At 70.8% G+C, this 22,494-nt stretch carries 24 protein-coding genes and 1 tRNA gene; 11 read left to right on the top strand and 14 right to left on the bottom strand.

Going from position 1 to position 22,494, the window contains the following annotated elements:
- Positions 1-10 precede the first annotated feature (10 nt).
- Positions 11-1,204, bottom strand: a complete 1,194-nt coding sequence (locus tag H4696_RS34750) for an oxygenase MpaB family protein (RefSeq protein WP_086865669.1) — start codon at positions 1,202-1,204, stop codon at positions 11-13.
- 106 nt (positions 1,205-1,310) lie between these two features.
- Between H4696_RS34750 and H4696_RS34745 the strand changes: the two genes are divergently transcribed.
- A tRNA-Gly gene (locus H4696_RS34745) sits at positions 1,311-1,381 on the top strand.
- Here the strand turns inward: H4696_RS34745 and H4696_RS50945 are convergent.
- The 3 genes from H4696_RS50945 to H4696_RS34730 all read right to left on the bottom strand — a co-directional run bounded on the left by H4696_RS50945 (position 1,373) and on the right by H4696_RS34730 (position 3,682).
- The gene (locus tag H4696_RS50945) at positions 1,373-2,602 is read right to left on the bottom strand and encodes a sigma-70 family RNA polymerase sigma factor (RefSeq protein ID WP_192782690.1); all 1,230 of its coding nucleotides are present in this window, start codon (positions 2,600-2,602) and stop codon (positions 1,373-1,375) included. The genes H4696_RS34745 and H4696_RS50945 overlap by 9 nt on opposite strands.
- The gene (locus tag H4696_RS34735; RefSeq protein WP_086863918.1) at positions 2,599-2,949 is read right to left on the bottom strand and encodes a YciI family protein; all 351 of its coding nucleotides are present in this window, start codon (positions 2,947-2,949) and stop codon (positions 2,599-2,601) included. The genes H4696_RS50945 and H4696_RS34735 overlap by 4 nt, the downstream gene beginning before the upstream one ends.
- An 82-nt stretch (positions 2,950-3,031) precedes the next feature.
- On the bottom strand, positions 3,032-3,682 hold the full coding sequence (locus H4696_RS34730; protein WP_086863922.1) for a hypothetical protein: 651 nt from the start codon (positions 3,680-3,682) through the stop codon (positions 3,032-3,034).
- Between the two features lie 106 nt (positions 3,683-3,788).
- Here H4696_RS34730 and H4696_RS34725 point away from each other — a divergent pair, with 106 nt between their 5' ends.
- Both H4696_RS34725 and H4696_RS34720 read left to right on the top strand, forming a co-directional pair.
- On the top strand, positions 3,789-4,166 hold the full coding sequence (locus H4696_RS34725) for a nitroreductase family deazaflavin-dependent oxidoreductase (RefSeq protein WP_086863919.1): 378 nt from the start codon (positions 3,789-3,791) through the stop codon (positions 4,164-4,166).
- An 8-nt stretch (positions 4,167-4,174) separates the two neighbouring features.
- Positions 4,175-4,699 (top strand): GNAT family N-acetyltransferase, encoded by a 525-nt coding sequence (locus H4696_RS34720; RefSeq protein WP_086863920.1) that lies wholly within the window; start codon positions 4,175-4,177, stop codon positions 4,697-4,699.
- Here H4696_RS34720 and H4696_RS34715 read toward each other — a convergent pair.
- The 4 genes from H4696_RS34715 to H4696_RS34700 form a co-directional block, all read right to left on the bottom strand.
- Entirely contained in the window at positions 4,680-5,015 is a 336-nt protein-coding gene (locus tag H4696_RS34715) for an MmcQ/YjbR family DNA-binding protein (RefSeq protein ID WP_086863921.1), read from the bottom strand. The two genes, H4696_RS34720 and H4696_RS34715, sit on opposite strands and share 20 nt — an antisense overlap.
- Positions 5,016-5,053: 38 nt before the next feature.
- On the bottom strand, positions 5,054-6,745 hold the full coding sequence (locus H4696_RS34710) for a bifunctional metallophosphatase/5'-nucleotidase (protein WP_192782689.1): 1,692 nt from the start codon (positions 6,743-6,745) through the stop codon (positions 5,054-5,056).
- Between the two features lie 116 nt (positions 6,746-6,861).
- Positions 6,862-7,641, bottom strand: coding sequence for an alpha/beta fold hydrolase (locus H4696_RS34705; protein WP_086864121.1), 780 nt, complete (start codon positions 7,639-7,641; stop codon positions 6,862-6,864).
- Between the two features lie 51 nt (positions 7,642-7,692).
- Positions 7,693-8,772 carry a Gfo/Idh/MocA family protein gene (locus H4696_RS34700; RefSeq protein WP_086864122.1) on the bottom strand — a complete coding sequence of 360 codons (1,080 nt, stop codon included), beginning with the start codon at positions 8,770-8,772 and terminating at the stop codon, positions 7,693-7,695.
- 223 nt (positions 8,773-8,995) lie between these two features.
- On the opposite strand from H4696_RS34700, the gene H4696_RS34695 reads away from it, so the two are divergent.
- A complete protein-coding gene (locus H4696_RS34695) occupies positions 8,996-9,640 on the top strand; it encodes a VanZ family protein (RefSeq protein ID WP_086864131.1) in 645 nt (214 codons plus the stop codon).
- Here H4696_RS34695 and H4696_RS34690 read toward each other — a convergent pair.
- Positions 9,581-9,757 carry a hypothetical protein gene (locus tag H4696_RS34690; RefSeq protein WP_166640279.1) on the bottom strand — a complete coding sequence of 59 codons (177 nt, stop codon included), beginning with the start codon at positions 9,755-9,757 and terminating at the stop codon, positions 9,581-9,583. The two genes, H4696_RS34695 and H4696_RS34690, sit on opposite strands and share 60 nt — an antisense overlap.
- 66 nt (positions 9,758-9,823) lie before the next feature.
- Complete coding sequence (locus H4696_RS34685) at positions 9,824-10,468, bottom strand: class I SAM-dependent methyltransferase (RefSeq protein ID WP_086864123.1); 645 nt, start codon at positions 10,466-10,468, stop codon at positions 9,824-9,826.
- A 27-nt stretch (positions 10,469-10,495) separates the two neighbouring features.
- Here H4696_RS34685 and mug point away from each other — a divergent pair, with 27 nt between their 5' ends.
- The 5 genes from mug to H4696_RS34660 all read left to right on the top strand — a co-directional run bounded on the left by mug (position 10,496) and on the right by H4696_RS34660 (position 14,943).
- The gene (gene mug / locus H4696_RS34680) at positions 10,496-11,056 is read left to right on the top strand and encodes a G/U mismatch-specific DNA glycosylase (RefSeq protein ID WP_086864124.1); all 561 of its coding nucleotides are present in this window, start codon (positions 10,496-10,498) and stop codon (positions 11,054-11,056) included.
- 263 nt (positions 11,057-11,319) lie between these two features.
- Complete coding sequence (locus H4696_RS34675) at positions 11,320-12,105, top strand: response regulator transcription factor (protein ID WP_086864125.1); 786 nt, start codon at positions 11,320-11,322, stop codon at positions 12,103-12,105.
- A gap of 158 nt (positions 12,106-12,263) precedes the next feature.
- Positions 12,264-14,099, top strand: coding sequence for an acyl-CoA dehydrogenase (locus H4696_RS34670; RefSeq protein ID WP_086864126.1), 1,836 nt, complete (start codon positions 12,264-12,266; stop codon positions 14,097-14,099).
- A 127-nt stretch (positions 14,100-14,226) separates the two neighbouring features.
- Positions 14,227-14,502, top strand: coding sequence for a GlsB/YeaQ/YmgE family stress response membrane protein (locus tag H4696_RS34665; protein WP_086864127.1), 276 nt, complete (start codon positions 14,227-14,229; stop codon positions 14,500-14,502).
- Between the two features lie 147 nt (positions 14,503-14,649).
- On the top strand, positions 14,650-14,943 hold the full coding sequence (locus tag H4696_RS34660; protein WP_086864128.1) for a GlsB/YeaQ/YmgE family stress response membrane protein: 294 nt from the start codon (positions 14,650-14,652) through the stop codon (positions 14,941-14,943).
- Here the strand turns inward: H4696_RS34660 and H4696_RS34655 are convergent.
- Entirely contained in the window at positions 14,933-16,312 is a 1,380-nt protein-coding gene (locus H4696_RS34655) for an MFS transporter (protein WP_086864129.1), read from the bottom strand. The two genes, H4696_RS34660 and H4696_RS34655, sit on opposite strands and share 11 nt — an antisense overlap.
- A 111-nt stretch (positions 16,313-16,423) precedes the next feature.
- Between H4696_RS34655 and H4696_RS34650 the strand changes: the two genes are divergently transcribed.
- Positions 16,424-17,263: a helix-turn-helix transcriptional regulator gene (locus H4696_RS34650; RefSeq protein WP_192782688.1), complete on the top strand. Its 840-nt coding sequence runs from the start codon at positions 16,424-16,426 to the stop codon at positions 17,261-17,263.
- On the top strand, positions 17,260-17,967 hold the full coding sequence (locus H4696_RS34645) for a leucine-rich repeat domain-containing protein (RefSeq protein WP_086865545.1): 708 nt from the start codon (positions 17,260-17,262) through the stop codon (positions 17,965-17,967). The genes H4696_RS34650 and H4696_RS34645 overlap by 4 nt, the downstream gene beginning before the upstream one ends.
- A 4-nt stretch (positions 17,968-17,971) precedes the next feature.
- On the opposite strand, the gene H4696_RS34640 is transcribed toward H4696_RS34645, so the two are convergent.
- Genes H4696_RS34640 through H4696_RS34630 form a run of 3 tightly spaced genes read right to left on the bottom strand, consistent with a single transcriptional unit; the run spans position 17,972 to position 22,419 of the window.
- Positions 17,972-20,224 (bottom strand): VanW family protein, encoded by a 2,253-nt coding sequence (locus H4696_RS34640; RefSeq protein WP_420831522.1) that lies wholly within the window; start codon positions 20,222-20,224, stop codon positions 17,972-17,974.
- 43 nt (positions 20,225-20,267) lie between these two features.
- The gene (locus tag H4696_RS34635; RefSeq protein ID WP_086856872.1) at positions 20,268-20,600 is read right to left on the bottom strand and encodes a GroES family chaperonin; all 333 of its coding nucleotides are present in this window, start codon (positions 20,598-20,600) and stop codon (positions 20,268-20,270) included.
- Between the two features lies 1 nt (position 20,601).
- The gene (locus H4696_RS34630) at positions 20,602-22,419 is read right to left on the bottom strand and encodes an NHL domain-containing thioredoxin family protein (RefSeq protein ID WP_086856873.1); all 1,818 of its coding nucleotides are present in this window, start codon (positions 22,417-22,419) and stop codon (positions 20,602-20,604) included.
- Positions 22,420-22,494: the final 75 nt, after the last annotated feature.

Genomic DNA, 22,494 nt, shown 5'->3' with positions numbered 1-22,494 from the left:
TCCGGTGGGCTCAGGCGACCCGCATGTGCTGCGCGTAGGACGTATCGGGCGCGAAGATCTTCTCGAGCCGCTTCACATACCCGCGGCGCCCGGCCCGCCCGATCCGTTCCTGCAGCGCCGTTGCGCCGGGGATGAACCGCCGCACGGTCTCGGCGGCGAAGTTGACCCCGGCCACGGCGACGATCGCGGCCTGCGCCACGGGATCGTTCGGCAGCTCGAGGAAGTCCGCGTTGGTCTTCCCGAGCACGAGCCTGCTGATCGAGGAGTGCACGGCGACGGAGACGTGCGACAAGACCTTCCCGACGGCCCCGCGCCCCTCCCCGACGGCGGCGTTGGCCTCGACGAGCGCCTTGGCGAGCCGCTTGGAGTCGTCGTCCGGGATGAACTCGGTGGCGGCGAGCAGCCACAACAGGCGCCAGGCGTCTTCTTCGGACGTGGGCAGCAGCTCGTCGTCGACGCCCATGAGCCAGCCGATGTAGCGCCAGAGGTGCAGGATGTCGCCGCGTTCGCGCGCGGAGTACCGGAGGCCGAGCAGCTGCGTACCGAAGACGTAGACGAGCGAGAAGAGCAGCAGCGTCCCGGCGGTCTGCACCTGGTTGACGGGCCGGTCCCAGGCCTCGTAGTCCCAGTCGTCCCGCCCGTTCATGGCGGCGCGCACGTGGGCGTGCACGAGCCGGATCCGCAGGGCGGAGGCGTACCCCTTCTCACCGTGCTTGAGCGAGCCGGGCGTGGTGACGTCGATCCACCAGGTGGCGGTCTCGACGAGCCGCCGCGTGGCCTGGTACTCGATTTCCCCGGTCCCGACCAGCGCTTTCGTCGCCCGGGACGCGAGGTAGCCGCCCATCAGCGACATGTCCCCGAGCGGGAAGAGCCCCAGCAACCCGGCCCGAGTGATGGCGCGCGCCCCGCGCTCGAGCCGCTCGTCGTCGACCCAGTAAGGCTTGGCGTCGACCTGCTCGAAGAACTCCTTGAGCGGCCCGGACGCCACCGGCCCGCCCCGGAGCGCGTCCTCGAAGAGCCGCCGCCCCTGCCCCTTCGGCTGCCGCGCCATCCAGGCGACGACGTCGTCCGCGAGCCGGTCCTGCACCTGCGCGAACTCCCGCAGCCGGGCCACCTGCCGCTCGTCACCCCGGATGTCCCCGTCGATGAACAGCCGCGACGCGAGCCGGAACCCGCCCTGGCGGAACAGCTCGGGATCCTCCATGCTCACCTCCGAGGTCGACAACAAGTGTTGTCACTTGACGCGCCGACGTCAAGGAGGAGGGGTCTGGACAAGGGGATCACGCCGCCGTGTATGCTGGCGACACACTGCGGATGTAGTTCAATGGTAGAACATCAGCTTCCCAAGCTGAATACGCGGGTTCGATTCCCGTCATCCGCTCTCACCGAAACCCCGGGCATTCCGCCCGGGGTTTTCGCTTTCCAGCCGCGCCCGCAATTCAACCGCGTGCGCGTCGGGCAATCCCGTTTCCACCGCCCGTTCCCACGCCTCGAAAGCCGACGGCGAACCCAAGCGGTGCAACAACTCCGCGCGCGACGCGTGCCACCACGGGTAATCCGCCAAATCCGGCAACGCGTCCACCAAAGCCAACGCCGCCGACGGCCCGTCGCGTTCCGCCACCGCCGCCGCGCGATTGAGGCGGACCACCGGGGTGTCCTGGATCGACAACAGCACGTCGTACCAGGAAATCACCGCGTTCCAGTTCGTCTCCGCGTACGACGGGGCCAGGTCGTGGCAGGCCGCGATCGCCGCCTGGACCACGTACGGGTTCGGGATCGACGGGGTGCGGCGCAGGCCCACGCCGACCAGCTCGACGCCCTCCTTGATCAGCTCGGCGTTCCACGCCGAACGGTCCTGGTCGGCCAGCAGCACCGGCGTCCCCGTCGCCGAAAAGCGGGCCGGGCGGCGGGCGTCCTGCAGCAGCACGAGCGCCAGCAGACCCAGCGCCGTCGGCTCGTCCGGCATCAGTGACGCCAGCAGCCGAGCCAGCCGGACGGCTTCGTCGAGCAGCGAAACGCGGCCCGTGTAGCCCTCGTTGAAGATCAAGTACACCGTCGACGCCACGCCGGACAGGCGCAGCGGCAGCTCCGAAGCGGCCGGCACGCGGTACGGGATGCGTGCCTGGGCGATCTTCTGCTTCGCGCGCGTCAGGCGCTTCGCCATCGTCGCTTCGGGGACCAGCAGCCCGCGGGCCACCTCCGCGGTCGACAAACCGCCCAATGTCCGGAGCGCCAAAGCCACCTGGGCGTCCAGCGACAGCGCCGGGTGGCAGCACGTGAACACCAGCCGCAGGAGGTCGTCGCGGACCGAAACCGGGTCGGGGGTCGGGTCGATGGCCGGCATCGCGTCCGCCTCCTTCCCGAGGCGCTTGGCTTCGCGGCGGACGACGTCGACCGCGCGGCGGCGGGCCGCCACCAGGAGCCAGCCGCGGGGGTTACCGGGGACGCCGTCGCGCGGCCACGTCTCGAGCGCGCGCACGACGGCGTCCTGCACCGCGTCTTCGGCCAGGTCGACGCTGCCGGTGACGCGAACCAGCGTGGCCAGTACCCGGGTCCCCTCGTCCCGGACCAGCCGCGCGACCGCGTCCCCGGCGTCGGTCACTTGCCGAAGTCGACGACCGGCCGGACTTCGATCGCGCCGTCCCAGGCGCCCGGGATCTGCGCCGCGCGCTTCACGGCTTCGTCGAGGTCGGCGCATTCGAGCAGGTAGAAGCCGGTCAGGGCTTCCTTCGTCTCCGCGTACGGGCCGTCGCTCGTGACGATGTCGCCGCCCTTGCCGCCGGTGACGCGCACCGTCGTCGCGGTGGCCGTCGGGTACAGCGCCGCGCCGCCGCGGATGACGGCCTGGGCGCCGTCGTGGAACTCGTTGTAGTCCTTCATCATGTCCGCGGCCTCGGGCTTGGTCGGGTCGACGTCGGAGGCGTAGATGATCGCGGCGTACTGGGGCATGGCTGCTCCTCACAGGATCCTGACCGGCGCCGATCGCCGGCTCTCACTGTAAGGACGAACGGGACTGGCGTCCCCTGGACACTCAGCCCTCGACGAGTTCCCAATCGCCGTCCGGGGTGGCGCGGTCGTAGACCTGGCCGGGCGCGGCCTTCAGCACCGTGCGGACGTCCGGGTACAGGTTCGCGACGTGCTCCAGCTCCAGGCCCTCGACCTCGAAGTCCTCCGCTTCCGGGACCTCGAAGCCGACGAACAGCCACGTGCCGTCCTGCTCGCGGACGACCTGGCGGACCGCGCGCAGCGGCTGCTGCGGACCCGTCGGGATCTCCGTCAAGCCGCTGCTGATCTGGGCTTCGTCGTCCGGCGAGCCTTCGAACTTCCAGGCCGCGCGGCGCTGGGCCAGCAGCCGGATGTCCTCGTCTTCGTCGTCGGAACCGGTCACCGACGACAGCAGCCACGTGCGGCGCTCGGGGTCCCAGTCGGCGGCCATGCCCGTCGGCACGCTCGCGAGCGCGCCCAGCTGCGGCAGCAGTTCGACGGCTTCGCGCAGCGACAGCTTCCCGAAGCTCTCGCGGTTGACCACCACGTCATCGGACAGCTCGGTGCCGTCGCTGATGAAGAAGTCGTCCTCGTCGTCCAGGACGACGAAGCCCAGCGCGTCCGGGTCGTTGACCAGAGCCAGTGCGATGATCACCGGCGCTTCCGGGTCCTGGCGCAGCGGCCATGCGGTCGACATGCGCAACATCCCACCATCGGCGCGGTGCGGCCGAGGAGCCGGGGTCACCCGATCGGCTAATTCATCGGCTGTTGATAATTTGCCCTCGCCGGATCACCATGGGGCCATGGTGCTCTCCAAGCGGGTCGCCCGCTTCAACCGCGTCGCGACCAACCAGGTCCTCAAGCACGTTGCCGGCTGGGCGCCCGGCTTCGCCCTCGTCGTCCACAAGGGACGGAAGTCCGGCCGCGAGTTCCGCACGCCGGTCAACGTCTTCCGCACGAAGGACGGCTTCGTCGTCGCGCTGACCTACGGGCCCGACGCCGACTGGGTCAAGAACGTGCTCGCCGCCGGCCGCTGCACGCTGGTCTTCCGGCGGAAAAAGGTGGCCGTGCACGGCGCCGAGCTCGTGCATGATGAGTCGCGGCAGGCCATGCCGGTGCCGATCCGGCAGGTGCTCGGCCTGCTGGACGTCCACGACTTCCTGCTGCTGAAGCGGGACTAGGGGGAGAAGTGCTCGAAGGCGAACTCGTCCGGCTGCGCGCGCTCGAGCCGGAAGACGCCGACCGGATCCATCCGTGGGGCTCCGACCCCGAGGTCGGCCGGTGGATGAACACCGGCTACCCGCGGTCGCTCGCGCAGCTCCGCAAGCACGCCGCGGAGCGCCCGGTCAACAGCTACGAACTCGTCGTCCTCGGCATCGAAGCCGACGGCAAGCTGATCGGCATCGTCGACCTCCGCGACGCCGTGCCCGAGGTCGGCAACGCCGAGCTGGACATCTACATCGGCGACGCCGGGTACCGCAACGGCGGCGGTTACGGCACCGAAGCCCTGCGCCTGATGTGCAACTACGGCTTCAACTCCATGCGGCTGCACATGATCACGCTCTGGGTGGTCGCCGAGAACGAGCGCGCGCGGCACGTCTACCGCAAGGTCGGGTTCTCCGAGGACGGCCGCCACCGCGAGGCGTTCGTCGCGGCCGACGGCCGGCGCCACGACATGATCCTGATGAGCATGCTCAAGGGCGAGCTGAAGTGAGTCGCGTGGGCGCCCGCAGCCGCCACGCCTCTTCGAGCAGCTCGCGCAGCTGATCGACGTCGACCTTCTCCAGGTCGACGATGACCATGCCGTGGCCGTCGTAGTGCGGAGTCGTGAAGAAGGCCGCGTCGCCGGAATCCAGCAACGCGGCCTTCTCGTCGAGTCCGCACAGCACGACCAGGCCGCCCTCGGCCTCGGTGCGCAGCCGCGCGAACCCCTTGCCCGCCACCTTCAGCGCGGGCGTGCGGTACCAGGTCGACGCCTCGACCTCGGGCAGTCCCGAGGCCAGGCGCACGACGTCTTCCCAGGTCGTCATGGGTCCATTGTCGACCCGGCGTCTTGGAAATAGCGGAGCTACGGCAGGCGGGTGATCCGGTCCGCCGCGGGCGGGGCCAGGTTCGGGTGGGCGCCGAGGTACGCGATCAACGCGTCCAGGTCCACCGGTCCGCCGGCCAGGTTCGTGCCCTTGGTGAACTCGGTGAAGCCGTCCCCGCCGGCGGCGAGGAAGTTGTTCACCGACACGCGGAACGTCGCCGCCGGGTCGACCGGCGTGCCGTTGACCGTGATGTCCGAGACCCGCGAGCCGATCGGCGCGCCCGCCGAGTACGAGTAGTGCAGCGAGCTCGAGATCTGCAGGATCTTCGTGCCGCTCGCGGACCACTGCTGTTCCAGCACGTTCTTCAGGTTCGCGCCGGTCAGCGTGATCGTCTGCATGATGTTCGAGAACGGCTGGACGGTGAACGCCTCGCCGTAGGTCACCACGCCGTCGCCCTCGCCGTTCGCGGACGACTTGTACGTCAGATCGGCGCGGATGCCGCCCGGGTTGGTGATCGCGACGACCGCGTTGTTCGACGCCGTGCCCGCGAGCTGCGCGTCGGCGATGACGTCGCCGAGCGGCGACTCGCCGGCCGCGTTGCCCGCCGCCGGCAGGTCCGCGGTGATGGTGCCGACCTGCTTGTTCGCGATCGGGCCGGACTTCGCCTTGGCGTCGGCGACCAGCGCGGCCACGGCCGGGTCCGGCGTGACGGTCCGGGTGACGATCTCGTTGAACGCCTTGGTCTGCGAGCGCACGACGTCCCGCGTCTTCAGGCTGATCTTCAGGTCCACCACCGAAAGCAGCCTGCCGAACGACGAGCCCTGGATGACCGGCCGCGGCTGGCCCGCCGGGTCGTTGATCACGCAGTTGTACTGCTGGTGGCTGTGCCCGGTGAAGAACGCGTCGACCTTCGGCGTCACCGCGGCCGCGATCGCGGCGGCCGGACCGGGGCGCAGCTTGCAGTCGTTCGGGCCCTCGACCTCGGTGCCGTCACCCTGGTGCATGAGCACGACCTGGGCCTTGACGCCGAAGTAGTCGAGCAGGTTCGCGGTGCGGTTGATCGCCTCGACCTCGTCGCCGAACTTCAGGCCCTTGATCGCCTCCGGCGTGACGACGGACGGCAGGTCCTTCAGCGTGGCGCCGATGACGCCGACCGGCACGCCGCCTTCGAACTTGACGGTGAACGGCAACAGCGCGGGCAGGCCGTTGGTGAAGTACACATTGGACCCGAGGAACGGGAACTTCGCACCGTCGAAGGTCGGCTGGAACTGGCAACCGTCCGTGGGGTGGCAGCCGCCGAACTGCATGCGCTGCAGTTCCTTGTAGCCCTCATCGAACTCGTGGTTCCCGACGACGGACGCGTTCACGCCCAGCATGTTCAGGAAGTCGATGGTCGGCTCGTCGTGGAACAGCGCCGAGGTCAGCGGCGACGCGCCGATGTTGTCCCCGGCGGACACGACGAACGAGTTGCGCACCTGCGAGCGGAGCTGCTTCACGTGCGTGGCCAGGTAAGCCGCGCCACCGGCGTCCACTGTGGTCCCGTCCGACTGCACGACCCGGCCGCTGGAGCCGGACGGCGGCTCGAGGTTGCCGTGCAGGTCGTTGAACCCGATGATCCGGACGTCGGTGGTGGGGTCCGGGCGCTGACCGGCGAACGCGGGCGCGGTGGTCACCGCCGTCGTCGCCAGCGCGGCCGCGGCGCACACCGCGAGCCGGGTTGAAAGCCTCATGAGTGTTCTTCCTCCGATTCGCGCCCAAGGTCCCCGAACGGGCGCACGGCGGAGGATTCTGCCTCGCGGAGCAGTCAGCTACCAGGGTCAAAAGACGGACGTAAAGCGAATGTCACCTAACGGCTTCCCTGAAGCAGCACCTCGGCGACGAGCTCCGGGTCGTCGTTCATCGGCACGTGCCCGCAGCCCGGCAGCAGCCGGAACGTCCCGTCCGGAGCGATCTTCCGCAGGTCGGCGACGCGCGGCCGGGCGAGGATCCGGTCGTGCGCGGCCCACGCGATGGTGACCGGGACGCCGGTGACCGGGCCGGTGAAGCGGAAGTCCCCGCGGGACTGGGCGGCAGTCGGCTCGAAGCCGGGTGCGGTCGCGAGCGCGTGGGCGTCCTCGACGACGGCGTCCGGGGTCAGCAGCGCCGGCTTCCCGACGATCATCCCGGTCAGCGCCTTGCGCCCGGCCGCGGTCGCGGCGATGCGGCGCACGACGTGCGGCGGCGTGCGCTGGGCGAGCGCGCGGTGGGCCTTGAGGGTGGCGATCGCGTACATCTTCTGCGTGCGGTTCCACAGCCCGGCCGGCGACAACGCCGTGACGCTGCGGACGAGCCCGGCCTGGCCGAGCGCCAGCGACAGCAGCCCGCCGAGCGAGTTGCCCGCGACGTGCGGCCGGTCGATCCCGAGGTCGGTGAACAGCTGCTTGAACAGCACCAGCGCGGGCTCGATGCCGTACCCGTTCGACGGCTCGGGCGACTCGCCGAAGCCCGGCAGGTCCACGGCGATGACCTCGCGATGCGGCGTGAGCAGCGGCACCACCGGTGCCCACGCCTGACGGCGGTGGCCGATGCCGTGGATCAGCACCAGGGGTTCGCCGGTGCCCACGCGGTCGTAGACGACGTCGTCCATTACCCGAGAGTAAGTCGGGGTTCGCGGAAAAGCTACAACCGTCGGTAACAGTTACTCTGCGTCCGGGTGAATCCGCGTGCCGGTGTCGGCCGACCGCTGGACGGCGTCGAGCACCCGGTGCACCCGCACGGCGTGCGCGAAGTCCGGCAGATCGCCCTTCAGGTGCCGCGCGTAGGCGTGCGCGACGTTGTACGACGGCTCGGCGCTGCGCCCGGCCAGCTGCGGGAGCTCGTAGCGCGCGGGCACGGTCAGCTTCTCCAGCGAGCCGGTCCGGCTGCCCCGCAGCGTCAGCTTCGCGATCCAGAACAGCGGGTCGGCGGCCTCGACGACCAGCGTGCCCTCGGTGCCGTTGACCTCCCAGTGGAAGTCCGTGGCGGGCGACGTCCCGCCGCGCAGGTGCATCGACGCGACCGCGCCGCCGGCCAGCACCCCCGTGACGGCGATCTGGTCCGGCGCGGTCATCGCGACCGAGTCGCCGGTGACCTCGTCGCGCACGCGCGGCCGGACGGTCGCCATCGTCGCCGACAGCTCGGTGAAGCCGCCGAGCACCATGTCGACGGCGTCGACGGTGTGCGCGAACGGGATGGTCAGCATCGTGGCCCCGCCCTCGGGGTGCAGCTGGTAGTCCCGCCCGGCGCGGACGCTCGGCCCCCAGTTCGCCCCCGACGCGATCAGCGACGTCGAAAGCACGCGGCCGACGTAGCCGTCCTTGATGAGGTCACGCAGGTAGCGCAACGCCGGCGCGGACCGTCCCTGCAGGCCGACGGCGGTCTGCCCGGTCTTCGCGGCTTCGGCGAGCGCCCGCGTTTCGGCCAGGCTGACGCCCAGCGGCCACTCGCTCAGCACCTGCTTGCCCGCGGCCAGCGCGGGCTCGATGAGCGCCCGGTGCTCGGACACCTTCACCGCGACGACGACCAGGTCGACCTCCGGGTGCCGGGCCAGCTCCCCGGCGTCGCCGAAGGTCAGCGGCACGCCGTACTTCTCCCCGGCCACCCGCGCCGTCTCGGCGCTGCTCCCGCTCAGTGCGCGGAGCTCGTAGCCCTCCACCGCGGCCAGCGCGGGCACGTGCGCGGTGGCGGCCCAGCCGCCGTTCGCGCTGAGCCCGACGATGCCGACCCGGACCGGTGCCATGAGCGTTCCTTTCGTTGCCTGTACAACACTCCGACGTGCGAAGCGTCGTAGTCATTCCCGGGTCCGCGCAAGGCGCATCCGGTTATCCCTGGATGACTTCGGCCACGCTCCGCCCCTGACCGATCGGCCCGTGGCGAGGTCGGCCAAGTGGCCGATGGGCGTCCGGACCGTCCGGCTCATCGACCGAAGCGGCACCCGGGTCAAGATCCATAACGTCGTCGGCATGACGAACGCACAGGTCACGGCCCTGCAGTACGGCTTCATCGGCTTTCTCGCGCTGTGGACCGTCATCCTGGTGCCGCAGCTGCTCACCCAGCTCGCCCGGTACGGCGGCCTGCGCCTGCGCGGCATCGCCACCACCGCGGCGGTGCTGCTCTACGCGTGCATGACGCTGGCGGTCGTCTTCCTTCCCCTGCCCGGCCCCGGCGCCCGCCGGCTGACGCAGACGGTGCAGCTGCACCCGTTCCAGTGGCTGACCGACATCCACTCCGAACTGCTCAAGCACGGGGAGCCGCTGTCGCAGTGGTTCGCGACGCAGACGTTCCAGCAGGCGTGCCTGAACGTGCTGCTGTTCGTCCCGCTGGGCGTGTTCGCCCGCATCCTGTGGCGCCGCGGCCTGGTCGGCACGACCTTGATCGGCTTCGCCGCGTCACTGCTCATCGAGATCACGCAGCTCACGGCGAACTTCGGCACCGCACCGTTCGTCTATCGCATCTTCGACGTCGACGACCTCATGAACAACGCGTTCGGCGCCGGCGTCGGCTGGGTCTTCGGAGCGCTCCTGCTCACGCTGCTGCGCGGCCGGCGTTCAACGGTCGGCGTGCAGCCGGCTCGGCGCGAGCGGGTCCACCTCGCCCAGACGCGCTAACCGCGCCTTCCGCTGCAGGGCCGCCCGCTTGGCGGCCCGCCGGTCCTCGAGGACGACGACGAGCGCGGCGACGGCCAGCACGAGCGCGACGAGCCCGAGGATGAGCGGAAGCTGCACGTGATCCTCCTCGGTACGACGCTGTGCGGGAGATCACAAAGGGTACGCAGGTCCGTGCGTGCTCCGCTACCCCTCGCGACCAGGCCGGGCGGCGAACCACGTCCGGTCGGCCGTCAGCCACCCGTCGAAGATCAGATCGGCCGAGGTCAGCGCCTCTTCGAGGGCGAACCGGCGGCAGGTGAACTCTTGCCGCCACCGTCGTCCTCGCGCCGAGTACCGCACGGTCGCGGACAGCAGATCGCCGTCGCGGACCACGTCGGCCAGCTCGACGGCCACTTCGCCGATCGGCCCGCCCTGGCCGGACGCGGCCGTGTCGAACCACTCCGGCGGGTGCCATTCGACGATCAGCCGCCCGTCCGGGGCGAGGTGGCGCCGGGCCGCGAGGAGCATCGCCTGCCGGTCCTGGTCGCGGGCGGTGTTGATCAGGTGGCTGGCCAGCAGAACGGCGTCGAACGTGCGGCCGAGGTCGAGGTCGGCGATCCGCGAGCACACCGTTTCCGCCCGGACGTGCTCCAGCATCGCGGGCGAGTCGTCCACCGCCACGACCTCGTGGCCCAGCTCGAGCAAGGGATGGGTGACCCGGCCCGGACCGCTGCCCAGCTCGAGGATCGACGCGCTCGGCCGGATCGCCGCGTGCACGATCTCCGGTTCGCCGCGGGGCGAGAGCAGCAGGTAGACCTCGACCGAGCAGCCGTCCGCGGTGACATCCATCCCCCGAGCGTGCCGGAAACTGGACGCGTGAGCACCCGACCTACCAAGGACCAACTCGCCGCCGCCCACAACACGACGATCCCCGACGTCATCGCCCCGGACCTCGACGTCCTCTTCTGCGGCATCAACCCCGGCCTCTACTCCGGCGTGCTCAAGCAGCACTTCGCCCGCCCGGGCAACCGCTTCTGGCCCGCCCTCCACGCCGGCGGGTTCACCCCGCGCCTCTACCTGCCCAGCGAGCAGGACCAGCTCCTCGACCTCCGCCTCGGCATCACGAACGTCGTCGCCCGGACCACCGCCCGTGCGGACGAACTCACCGCCGACGAACTGCGCGAAGGCGGCAAGATCCTCGTCGCGAAGGTCCTGGAGTACCGGCCGGCGTGGCTCGCCGTCGTCGGGATCACCGCGTACCGCACCGCGTTCGGCTTCCCCAAGGCGGGCGTGGGCCCGCAGGAACACGTGATCGGCGACACCCACGTGTGGGTGCTCCCGAACCCGAGCGGGCTCAACGCGCACTGGACGCCGGCCGGGCTCGGAGCGGAGTTCGGGCGGCTGCGAGCCGCATCCCGCGACTGTCGAAATCGTTGAACGACCTGCGGGCCACCCTCAGTAGCAACGACACCCCCATCAGGTTCTCCCCAGCCCCACCGCACGAACCCGCTCGCACCGTTTTCTACCGAGAGTTTGCTGTGACCGGACGGTTGGGCCATGAGGGGGAATTGGCGTCATGAGCTGCGCAATCGCGACTCGTACCAAGCAGGAGGAGTCACTTTTGGCCGGTCCCGGCAGGGGAGACCGGACGGCGCCGGGAGGCGCCCCAGGAGCGACGGCGCAGGAGACGGAGGCCCACGATGCACGGCATCGAGCCCACCCGCAGGCCCACGGGGCCGATCGGACCAGGCGGGCGCAGTCTCGGCGTGGCGGTCGTCGATCCCGTCCCGATCTACCGGGACGGTCTCGCCGCGCTCGTCCACCGCAGCCAGGGGCTGCACTGGGCGGGGCAGGCGGCCAGCCACCACGCCGCGCTGCAGCTGTGTGAGCAGGTCAAGCCGGACGTCGTCGTGCTCGATTCGGCGCTCGATCCGAACTGCCACCTGACCAAGCTGCTCAACGCCGGCGACCCGGCGCTGATCCTCGTCACGCTCATCCGTGACGCGAATCGCACCCAGCAGTACCTGGCGGCCGCGATCGCCGCGGGCGCGCACGCGATAGTGCCGCGGTCGATCGATTCACGGCGGCTCGCCGAAGCGATCCGGCGCGCCCACACCGAACGCCGGTACATCGACCCGGCGCTGGCCGCGCTGACCGCCCGGCCGAAGCGGTCGACCGTGCCCAAGGGCGACCTCGCCCACGACAGCCCGCCCGCCGGGCGCGGCGCGATGCCGCTGTCCAGGCGCGAATACCAGGTCCTCCAGCTCGTCGCCGAAGGTCTCGAGAACTCGGCGATCGCGAAGCTGCTGTTCCTCTCCGTCGAGACGGTCCGGACGCACGTGAAAAGCATCCTGCGCAAGCTGTCCGCGCGGGACCGGACACACGCGGTCACCATCGCCTTCCGCGGCGGGATCCTCATCGCCCGGACCGAGGACGGCCACGTGCCGGTGACGGCCGACACAACGGCGATCCCCGGGCACCGCTGAGGCCCTTCCCCAGGCACAACGCCACTTTTGTGTGGATTTCCGATACTCGGTAGTGCGGATCTGCTTGCTCCAGTTACCCGCAGGTAATATCCTGAAGTTACCGGCGAGTAAGGCGAGTATGTGCCCGGCCGGGGAGCCGAACACATTGGAGTGACGAAATGGGCCACTACAAGAGCAACGTCCGAGACCTGGAGTTCAACCTCTTCGAGGTACTCGGCGTGCAGGAGCGCCTGGGCAAGGGCGTGCTCGCCGAGTCCGACGAAGAGACCGCACGCGGGGTGCTGGCCGAGCTGAACAAGCTCGCCACCGGCCCGCTCGCCGAGTCGTTCGCCGACGCGGACCGCAACCCGCCGGTGTACGACCCGAAGACGTTCAGCGTGAAGATCCCGGAGTCGTTCAAGAAGAGCTACCAGCAGCTCATCGAGGGCGAGTGGTGGCGCCTCGGCCTGACCAACGACCTCGGCGGCTTCGGTCTGCCCCCGACCGTGCAGTGGGCCGCTTCCGAGCTCATCCTCGGCGCGAACGCCCCGCTGTTCATGTACATGGCGGGCCCGAACTTCGCGATGATCGTGGACAAGAACGGCACCGAAGAGCAGAAGCACTGGGCGCAGCTGATGATCGACCGCGCCTGGGGCGCGACGATGGTGCTGACCGAGCCGGACGCCGGTTCCGACGTCGGCGCGGGCCGCACCAAGGCCACCAAGCAGGAGGACGGCTCCTGGCACATCGACGGCGTGAAGCGGTTCATCACCTCGGCCGAGCACGACATGAGCGAAAACATCATGCACCTCGTGCTGGCGCGCCCCGAGGGTCCCGGCATCGAGACCAAGCCGGGCACCAAGGGCCTGTCGCTGTTCCTCGTGCCGAAGTTCCACTTCGACTCCAAGACCGGTGAGCTGGGCGAGCGCAACGGCGCCTTCGTCACCAACGTCGAGCACAAGATGGGCATCAAGGCCTCGACGACCTGCGAGCTGACCTTCGGCCAGCACGGCACCCCGGCCAAGGGCTGGCTGCTCGGCGAGGTCCACGACGGCATCGCGCAGATGTTCCAGGTCATCGAGTACGCCCGCATGATGGTCGGCACCAAGGCCATCGCGACGCTGTCGACCGGTTACCTCAACGCGCTCGAGTACGCCAAGGAGCGCGTCCAGGGCGCCGACCTGCCGAACATGCTGAACAAGACCGCGCCGCGCGTCACCATCACGCACCACCCCGACGTCCGCCGCTCGCTGATGCTCCAGAAGGCGTACGCCGAGGGTCTCCGCGCGGTCTACCTGTACACCGCGTCGTTCCAGGACCAGCTGTGGACCGGCGAGGGTGACCAGAAGGTCGCGCACGGCGTCAACGACCTGCTGCTGCCGATCGTCAAGGGCGTCGGCTCCGAGCGCGCCACCGAGCAGCTCGTGCAGTCGCTGCAGACCCTGGGCGGGTCCGGCTTCCTGCAGGACTACCCGATCGAGCAGTACATCCGCGACGCCAAGATCGACTCGCTGTACGAGGGCACCACGGCGATCCAGTCGCTGGACTTCTTCTTCCGCAAGATCGTCCGCGACAAGGGCGCGTCCCTGGCCTTCGTCGCCGGCGAGATCACGAAGTTCATCGAGTCCGAGGCGGGCAACGGCCGGCTCAAGAACGAGCGCGCGCTGCTCAAGCAGGCCCTCGAGGACACCCAGGGCATGCTGGGCTCGCTGATCGGCTACCTGACCGCGTCGCAGGAAGACCCGCAGAGCATCAACAAGGTCGGCCAGCACACGGTCCGGCTGCTGATGTCGGTCGGCGACCTGCTCATCGGCTGGCAGCTGCTCAAGCACGCCGAGGTCGCCATCGGCAAGCTCGACGCGGGCGCGTCCGCCAAGGACGTCCCGTTCTACGAGGGCAAGATCGCCGTGGCGTCGTTCTTCGCGAAGCAGGTGCTGCCGGAGCTGACCGCCCGCCGCGCCATCGTGGAGGCCGCCGACAACGCGCTGATGGAGCTGGACGAAGCCGCGTTCTGATGGTCACGAAAAGGGCTCTCCCCGCGTGGGGAGGGCCCTTTTCGCGTTTCAGGGCCGCGCGGGGCGGGCACTCCGCTCACCGAGTCCGATGGACACCTGGTCCGCGGATCCTTGAGAGGAGAAAGTGATGACTGTCGCCGGCATCGTCAGCGCACTCATCGTCGGGCTGATCATCGGTGTGCTGGGCCGTCTCGTCGCTCCCGGCAAGCAGAGCATCCCGATCTGGCTGACCATCGTGATCGGTATCGTCGCCGCCTTCATCGGCACGGCCATCGCGCGCGGTCTCGGGTACGCCGACACCAACGGCATCGACTGGCTGGAAATCCTGACCCAGGTCGTCCTCGCCGCCATCGGTGTGAGCATCGCCGCCGGCGCGTACGGCCGCCGAGGCGTCACCAGGTAACCCCGTCCCAGGCCGATCCGGCCCGGTTCGCCGTCGGGGGCGAACCGGGCCGGATCTTTTTCGTGCTCACCCCATCGGGGGTCTCCGGGGGCGACGCGCCGGGATCGGTGCGACCGTGGCGCTCATCGCCTACCCGAGGAGGCAGCTGTGCTGGGCGGACTTTGGGGCATCATCTCGACGATCATCGTGGGCCTGATCCTGGGCGTGCTCGGCCGCTTGTTCGCGCCGGGCGACCAGAAGATCCCGATCTGGCTGACCATCGTCGTCGGCATCGTGGCCGCGTTCATCGGCAACTGGCTCGCCGGCGTGTTCGGCGTCCGCGACACCGCCGGCATCGACTGGATCCGGCACATCTTCCAGATCGTGGCCGCCGTCGTCGGCGTCATCGCGGCTTCGGCGATCTACGCGAAGGTCAAGGGCGGCAGCCGCACTACCGCTTGAGCGCCAGGCCTGCGCCGGCGAGCAGCAGCGCGGCGGCGCAGGTCATCGCGGTGGTGAGCGCGGTCGCGGACGACGTCACGGCGAGGGTCAGGAACAGGCTGCCGAACGTGGCCACGCCGACGACCTGACCCAGCTGCAGCGTGGTGGTCAGCAGGCCGCTGACGTCCGCCGCGCGGGCGAGCGGGACGTGCGTCAGCGCGTTCACCATCAGGGCGCCGAACGCGGGCCCCATCGACAGCCCGAACAGCAGCAGGGCCACGAAGAACAGCGTCCCGCCGTCGCGGCCCAGCCCCAGCAGCGCGTAGGCGGCCGCTGATCCCACGTAGCCGGCCGGGGTCAGCCAGGCGTGCACGCGCGGTGGCAGCCGGTTCCAGAAGAACCCGCACAGGCCGAAGACGACGCCGCCGGGTGCCATCGCCAGGCCGGCGGCCATCGCCGTCTTGCCGAGGCCCGACTGCAGGTGCAGTGACACGCAGAAGAGGAAGCCGCCGTAGGACGCGACGCCCGCAGCCAGCGTGGCGAGTCCCGGTGCGACACCACGGATCTTGAGCACGGCCAGGTCGACGAGCGGGTCGCGCACGCGGCGTTCCACGACCACGAACAGCACGGCCAGCAGCACGCCTGCGGCGATCGAGCCGTACGTCCAGGCGGGCCAGCCGGTTTCGTGGCCGAGCACCAGCGGCAGCACGACGAGCACCACCGACGGCACGGCGATCGCGAGCCCGGCGAGATCGAGCCGTCGGCCCGCCTTCGCGCCGCCGCCCGGCACCACTTTGCCGGCGAGCACGGCCACGAGCACGCCGATCGGCACGTTCACCAGGAAGATCGGCCGCCAGCCGGCACCGAACAGGTCCGCGCCGACGAGCACCCCGCCGAGCACCTGACCGGCCACGAAGGCGACCGAGATGACCGCGGTGTACGCGCTGAGCGCCTTGGCCCGCGCGGCGCCGGTGAACCGCGCCTGGATGAGGCTGATGACCTGCGGCATCATCAGCGCGGCGCCCGCGCCCTGCGCGATCCGCGCGACGATCAGCGTCGCCGGGCCGGGCGCGAGGCCGCACAGCAGCGAGCAGACGGTGAAGGCGATCGTGCCGGTGACGAACAGCCGTCGTCGCCCGTACAGCTCGCCGAGGCGGGCGCCGGTGATCAGCAGCATCGCGTAGCCGACGGTGTAACCGGAAACGACGAGCTGCAGTGCGGCGCCGGACGCGCCGAGGTCGGTGCGGATGTCGGTCATGGCGACGTTCACGACGGTGACGTCGAGCAGCGCCATGAACTGGCCGAGCAGCAGGACGGCCAGCATGAACCACGGCCGCCGGTCCGGCCGGGCGGCCCGGTCCGTGGCCGGGGCAGGGGTGGTCAGAGTCATGGCTCCGAGCCTGCGTTCCGGCGGCTGCCCTCGGAGAGAGCCTGCTGGTGCTGGTGCTGTGAGTACCTGCTTCGACCGAAACTGTCGTACCCCTCGGGCACCATGTCCCGCATGACCCAGACGCAGGTCCACGCGAACCGCCGGGAGGAACTCGGCCAGTTCCTCAAGGCGTGCCGGGCGCGGATCGGCCCGGCGGAGGTCGGCCTCGAGCCCGGCCCGCGCCGCCGGCTCAGCGGGTTGCGCCGCGAGGAGGTGGCGCTGCTCGCCGGCGTCGGCGTCACCTGGTACACGTGGCTCGAACAGGGGCGGCCGATCAACGCGAGCTGGCAGGTCCTCGACGCGGTGGCGCGCACGCTGCGGCTGGACCACCCCGAGCGGGAGCACCTGTACCGGCTCGCGGAGCTGACCCCGGCGCGGCTGCCGTCGCCGGCCGAGGTGGTGCCGGACGCGGTGCGCGAGGTGCTGCGCGCGCTGGACCCGCTGCCCGCCACGGTCGTCAACGGCCGGTTCGACGTCCTGGAGTCGAACGCGGCGCAGGAGGAGCTGTTCTGGGAGTGGCACAGCATGCCGTGCCTGCACAAGAACCTGCTGTGGTGCTGCGTGACCGAGCCGAACGCGCGGCGGTTCCTGCTGAACTACGACGAGGAGGTGCCCCACATGGTCGCGCGGATGCGCGCCGAGTACGGCAGGCACGTCGGCGATCCGTCCTGGGAGGAGGACATCCGCCGGCTGTCGGCGCTGAGCCCGGAGTTCGTCGAGCTGTGGGCGCGGCACGAGGTGGCCGAACCGCGGGCGCGGCTGCGGCGGCTGGACCACCCGCGGGCCGGGCGGATGAACCTCCGGCTGACCGAGCTTGCGGTGTCCGAGGCGCCGGGGCTGCGGGTCCAGGTGTCCACTCCGGACGACGCGGCGACGTGGGCGCTGCTGCCCCGGACCAGGCGGTCGCCGTGACGGCCCTCGACCTGAGCGACCGGGGGCTGACGTCGGTGCCCGCGCTGCCACCCGGCCTGACCCGGCTCGACCTGTACAAGAACGCGCTCACGGAGGTTCCCGCGTCGCTGTGGTCCCAGACCGGGCTTCGCGTGCTGAACCTGGCGGCGAACCGGATTTCCGCGCTGCCGCCGGGGATCTCGGCGCTCGAGTCGGTGCACACGCTCGACCTGGCGCACAACTCGTTCGACTCGCTGCCGGACGAGCTGGGCGACCTGGCCGGGCTCACCGAGTACCTGTACGTCAGCGACAACCGGCTCACGGCGTTCCCGGCGGCGTGGTGCCGGCTGGGCCGGTTGCGGTACCTGGGCTGCACGGACAACCGGCTCACGGCGCTGCCCGCCGATCTGTCGGGATTTGCGTCCCTGCGCGAACTCCGGCTGTACCGCAACGAGCTGACCGCGTTGCCGGAGTCGATCGGTGCGCTCAAGGCGTTGCGGGAGCTGCACCTGCGGGGCAACCGGCTGACCGCGTTGCCGTCGTCGATCGGTTTGCTGAGCGAGCTGCGTCAGCTCGACCTGCGGGAGAACGCGCTGGTCTCCCTCCCGGCGTCGGTCGCTCAATTGTCCAAATTGGACAAGCTGGATCTGCGGTGGAACAAGCACTTCCGGGAGCCGGCCTGGTTGCGCGACTTCGAGGAGGCGGGGTGCATGGTCCTTCGCTGACAACTCAACAGAGAACGGTCGGACGCGGACCGTAGGTCGCCGTGTGCGACGTCCGGCGGACTTCGGCTCCGCTCGCGGCGTCGTAGAGCACGCGGGTGTCGGTGACGCTGAAGCCGGGTGAGCCGATCGACGGTACGCAAGGCTCGGTGCCCCCGAACTGCACCGGAGGGGGAGCACCCGGGGTTTGCGCGCCGGTCTGGCCTTCGACGCGGTAGTGCCGGGTGCCCCAGATCCGGACGGTCACCGAGTCGCCGGAAACGACGGCCTGGATGGCGATCCCGGTGGGCGCGTCGTTGGTCAGCTTGAGCTCGACGGGACTGCCGTCGGCGTTGACGGCCTTGGCGTCGCGGCCGGCGGGGTAGCGGTCGAGGTACTGGTCGTGCTCGAGGTGACCGGCGTCGGTCAGGCCGGCGAGGTAGCCCGCGTTGTACAAAGTGGACGCCAGCTGGGAAACGCCACCACCGACGACGGTGGCGCCGGTGCCGTCCTCGCCGACCGGCGCGGGCACGTAGCCGTTGTCCGCGGTGCGCGGGCCGGAGCGGCCGCCGAGGCTGAACGTCTCACCGGGCTTGACGATGGCGCCGGAAACGCGATCGGCGAGCGTCCGGTTGTTGGTCGCAGCCGGCCCGGCGAGGCCACCGGTGGTGAACTCGCCGATGACCTCCTTGATGCCGAGCGCACTGGCGGCGTCGGTGGTCACGCCGGGCTTCGACGCGCTGTAGACGACGGGGAGGTCGCGCCCGTCGGTCTTCTTGAGCACGTCGATGAGCGGCAGGAAGGTCTTCTCCCAGTTGACCTTCCGGGCGTCCTCGGACGGCTCGACGGCCGGCTGGTCGCCGGTGAAGACGATCTGCGCGTCCTTGCCGTCGGTCTCGGTGCTCGCGAGGGGGTCCTTGAGCGCGCCCTGCAGCTTGCCCTGGTCGATGCGCACCTCGACGGCCCCGCCCTCGACGGCGGCGAACTGGAACGACGCGGCGATGGCGTCGGGCTTGAGCGGCACGTCCTTGCCCTGCCCGTGCACGACAACGGGTTTCGCGACGGCGGGCACGACGATCTGCTGGTAAGCCGCCTGCACCCCGGCCGCGGTCGCCTTGACCGGCGTGATCGCCATGGCCAGCCGGACCCCACCGGGGTCGAGCCAGTGATCGGTGACGGCGTGCACGGCGCCGGCCAGGTCGAGCAGCTGCTGCCCCTGCCGCGGCAGGACGGGGTAGGGGTTGACGCCGCCGTCGCTGCCCGGGATCGGCAGGAACCCGACCGACCCTTCGGTGGCCGGGTGGTCAAGCCTGCCCTGGGCGAGCTGCCGCACGGCCTCGGTGATCTGCCGTTCATCGGTGCGCGTGGCGACCCCGACCTCGCGGCTGGTGAAGAAGGACATGATCCGCGTGATCGGACTGAGCGGCTGGTGCCCGGCGAGCCCGAGGGTGTTCGGCCAGTCGAGCCCCAGCCCCGACCGCGACGGCACGAGCTCGGCTTGCACATCGCCCCCGTGCACGACAACGGGCCGGATCAGCCGTGGCTCGAGTTCCCGGCGCAGCTTGGCTTCGGCATCGGCATGACTCAGCCCCCCGACGTCGATCCCGGCGACGGTCACCCCGCGCGGAACGTCCCCGGCGCTGACGATCAGGTCGACCGCGTAGAGGATGACGAACAGCCCGAGCGCGAGCCCGATGGCCATCATGGTGCGCGCGACCCCCTTGCGCAGCTTCCGCGCGGGAGTCTCGGGCGGGGGCGGGAGGACGGGGGTTTCGAGGAGTTCGCCGAGGAGATCATCGGCGAAGAGGTCGGTGGTGACGGCGGCAGGGTCAGCCGCTTCCGGCACCGACCCGCCGCCCTCGACCGGCTCGGACTCGGTGGGCTCCGCGCGCTCGACCGGCTCGGATTCGTGCACGGCCTCCGCAACCGGTGCCACCTCGGCGACCGGCTCGGCAGGCTCGTCCCCGGCCCCCGCTCCAGGCTCGGCGGATGGCACCTCAGCGGCAGGCCACGCGTGCTCGGCGGGCTCGACCTCGGCCACCGCTGCAGGCTCGACCGGCTCGGATTCGTGCGCCGCCTCCGCGACCGGCGCCACCTCGGTGGCCAGTTCGGCGCGTTCGACCCCGGCAGGCTCGGCAGGCTCGGCAGGCTCGGCAGGCTCGGCAGGCTCGGCAGGCTCGGCAGGCTCGGCAGGCTCGGCAGGCTCGGCAGGCTCGGCAGGCGGCGTCGCGCGCTCGGGGTCGAGCGTTTCCGCGCGCTCGGTCACCTCTTCGTCTGCCACGCCCTCGCCCTCCGCGGGACCCGACTCGCCTGCGGCTCACCGCCTACAGGTAGAGCCCCGTGCCGTGCTCGGTTCGCTCCGTGGCGACCGCGTGGATGTCGCGTTCGCGCATCACCAGGTGCCCTTCGCCCTGGATTTCGACCTCGAGCTGGTCCTCCGGGTTGAAGAGCACGCGGTCGCCGGTCTTGACGTTCCGCACGCTGTTGCCCACGCCCAGTACATCACCCCAGGCGAGCCGGCGTGCGACCTGCGCCGTAGCGGGGATCACGATGCCGCCGCTGCTGCGGCGCTCGCCTTCCTCGGGGGACAGCCGCACGAGGACGCGGTCGTGCAGCATCTGGATCTCGAGTTTCGCCCCGTCAGACACGGCGTGCATGTTACCCGTCGGTGCGCGGTGCACCGGCCATGACCAGGCTGAGCTCGTTCGCCCCGCCCTTTTCGAGCCGGATCGGGACGCCCCAGTCCTGCCTCGTGATCCGGCACGCCGGGTGCTCGCCGCCGTCGTCGCAGCTCGCGGCTTGAGCCACGACCTGCAGAACACCCTCGGTGACGCCGTCGGCCAGGCGGATCTTGCGGGTCAGGTCCGTGCCGGTGCCGACGCCGTCGGCCAGCAGCTCGGGCGGCGACGCGCTGATCTCCAGGCGCGTCGACGGCCCGAAGCGGTCGTCCAGCTTCTCGCCGGGCGGGGCCGTGAACACCACCGAAAAGTCGATCTCGCCCGGCGCGAGCACCGTCGGCGGACGGCGCACGGCGTGCGCGTCGCCGGCCACGACCGTCGGCTCGCTCGCCGGCAGCCGGCCTACGCGGTTGCCCGCGGACTCGACGACCAGCAGCTCGCCCTCGTGCGACAGCAGCCCCTGCGGCTCGGCGAGGCCGGTCGCGATCGTGGTCACCTGGCGGGTGAAGACGTCGAAGGCGCGGACCGCGCCGTTGTAAGTGTCGGCGATCGCGATCTTGTCGCCGGGCAGCACGGCGAGGCCCAGGGGGTGCTGCAGCAGCGCCTTGTCGGCCGGGCCGTCGGTGTGGCCGAAGGAGAAGAGGTCGATGCCGATCGCCGTGTGGACGGTGAAGGACTCGCCGTCGGGCTCGATCCAGCGCAGCGCCGACGTCTCCGCGTCGACGAGCCACAGCTTGTCGCCCTCCACGGCCAGGCCGGACGTCTGTGCGAAGAACGCTTCGCCGACGTCGCCGTCTCGCATCCCTTCGACGGTCGTCCCGGCGAAGCGGCGGATCGTGCCCGACACCGGGTCGAACACGCCCAGCGTGTGGTTGCCCGCCATCGCGACGACGACCCCGCCCGCCGGGCCCCACCAGGCGACGTCCCAGGGACTCGTGAGATCGACCGTGGTGCCCTTGCCCGAGTCCGGCCCGCTGCGCCACTGGGCGCCGGTGCCGGCGACGGTCGTCACCTCGCCGGTGATGAGGTCGAGGCCGCGCAGCCGGTGGCCGGCGGTGTCCGCGACGACGGCGTGGTAGCCGACGCGCTCGGCGACGTCGTACGGCAGGAGCGCGATGCCCGACGGCTCGGCGAAGGTCGCGACGTCGAACGGGCCGTCCTGGCCGCCGCGGGCGCCGCTGCCGAAGCGGCGGATGACGGTCTCGCCGTCCGAGGCGAACTCGACGATCGCGTGGTGCCCGGTGTCCGCGACGAGGATCCGCCCCTCGGCGGTGGCGACGGCCTTGCTCGGGAACCGCAGCTCGCTGACCTGCTCTTCGACCGGGACGTACGGGCTGCCGCCGCGGCGGAGCGTCCCCTTCGCTTCGTGCTTCGCGACGAGGTCGGTGATCACCCGGCGCAGCGCTTCTTCGTGTCCTTCGCCGGCGGCGACGTGCACGACGTAACCCTCGGGGTCGACGACCGCGAGCGTCGGCCACGCGCGGACCGCGTACTGCGACCACAGCTCCATCTTCGGGTCGTTGACCACGGGGTGGTGCACGTCGTAGCGCCGGACGGCGGCTTCGATCGACGCGCGCTCGCCCTCGTGCAGGAACTTCGGGGAGTGGACACCGATCGTGACCAGCACGTCCGCGAACTCGGCCTCGAGCGGGCGCAGCTCGTCGAGCACGTGGAGGCAGTTGATGCAGCCGCTGGTCCAGAAGTCCAGCAGCACGATGCGCCCGCGCAGCTCGGCGAGGGTCAGCGCGCGGCCGCCGGTGTTCAGCCAGACGTCGCCGCGCAGCTCGGGGGCACGCACGCGGCTCTGCGGTCGTGGGGAAGTCACGGCATGAGTGAACTACACGCGCTCACGCTGTGTTCCACGGTCGGGCCG

The organism is Amycolatopsis lexingtonensis (genome assembly GCF_014873755.1).
GTDB lineage: Bacteria > Actinomycetota > Actinomycetes > Mycobacteriales > Pseudonocardiaceae > Amycolatopsis > Amycolatopsis lexingtonensis.
This window is presented reverse-complemented; position numbering and strand designations above follow the sequence as displayed.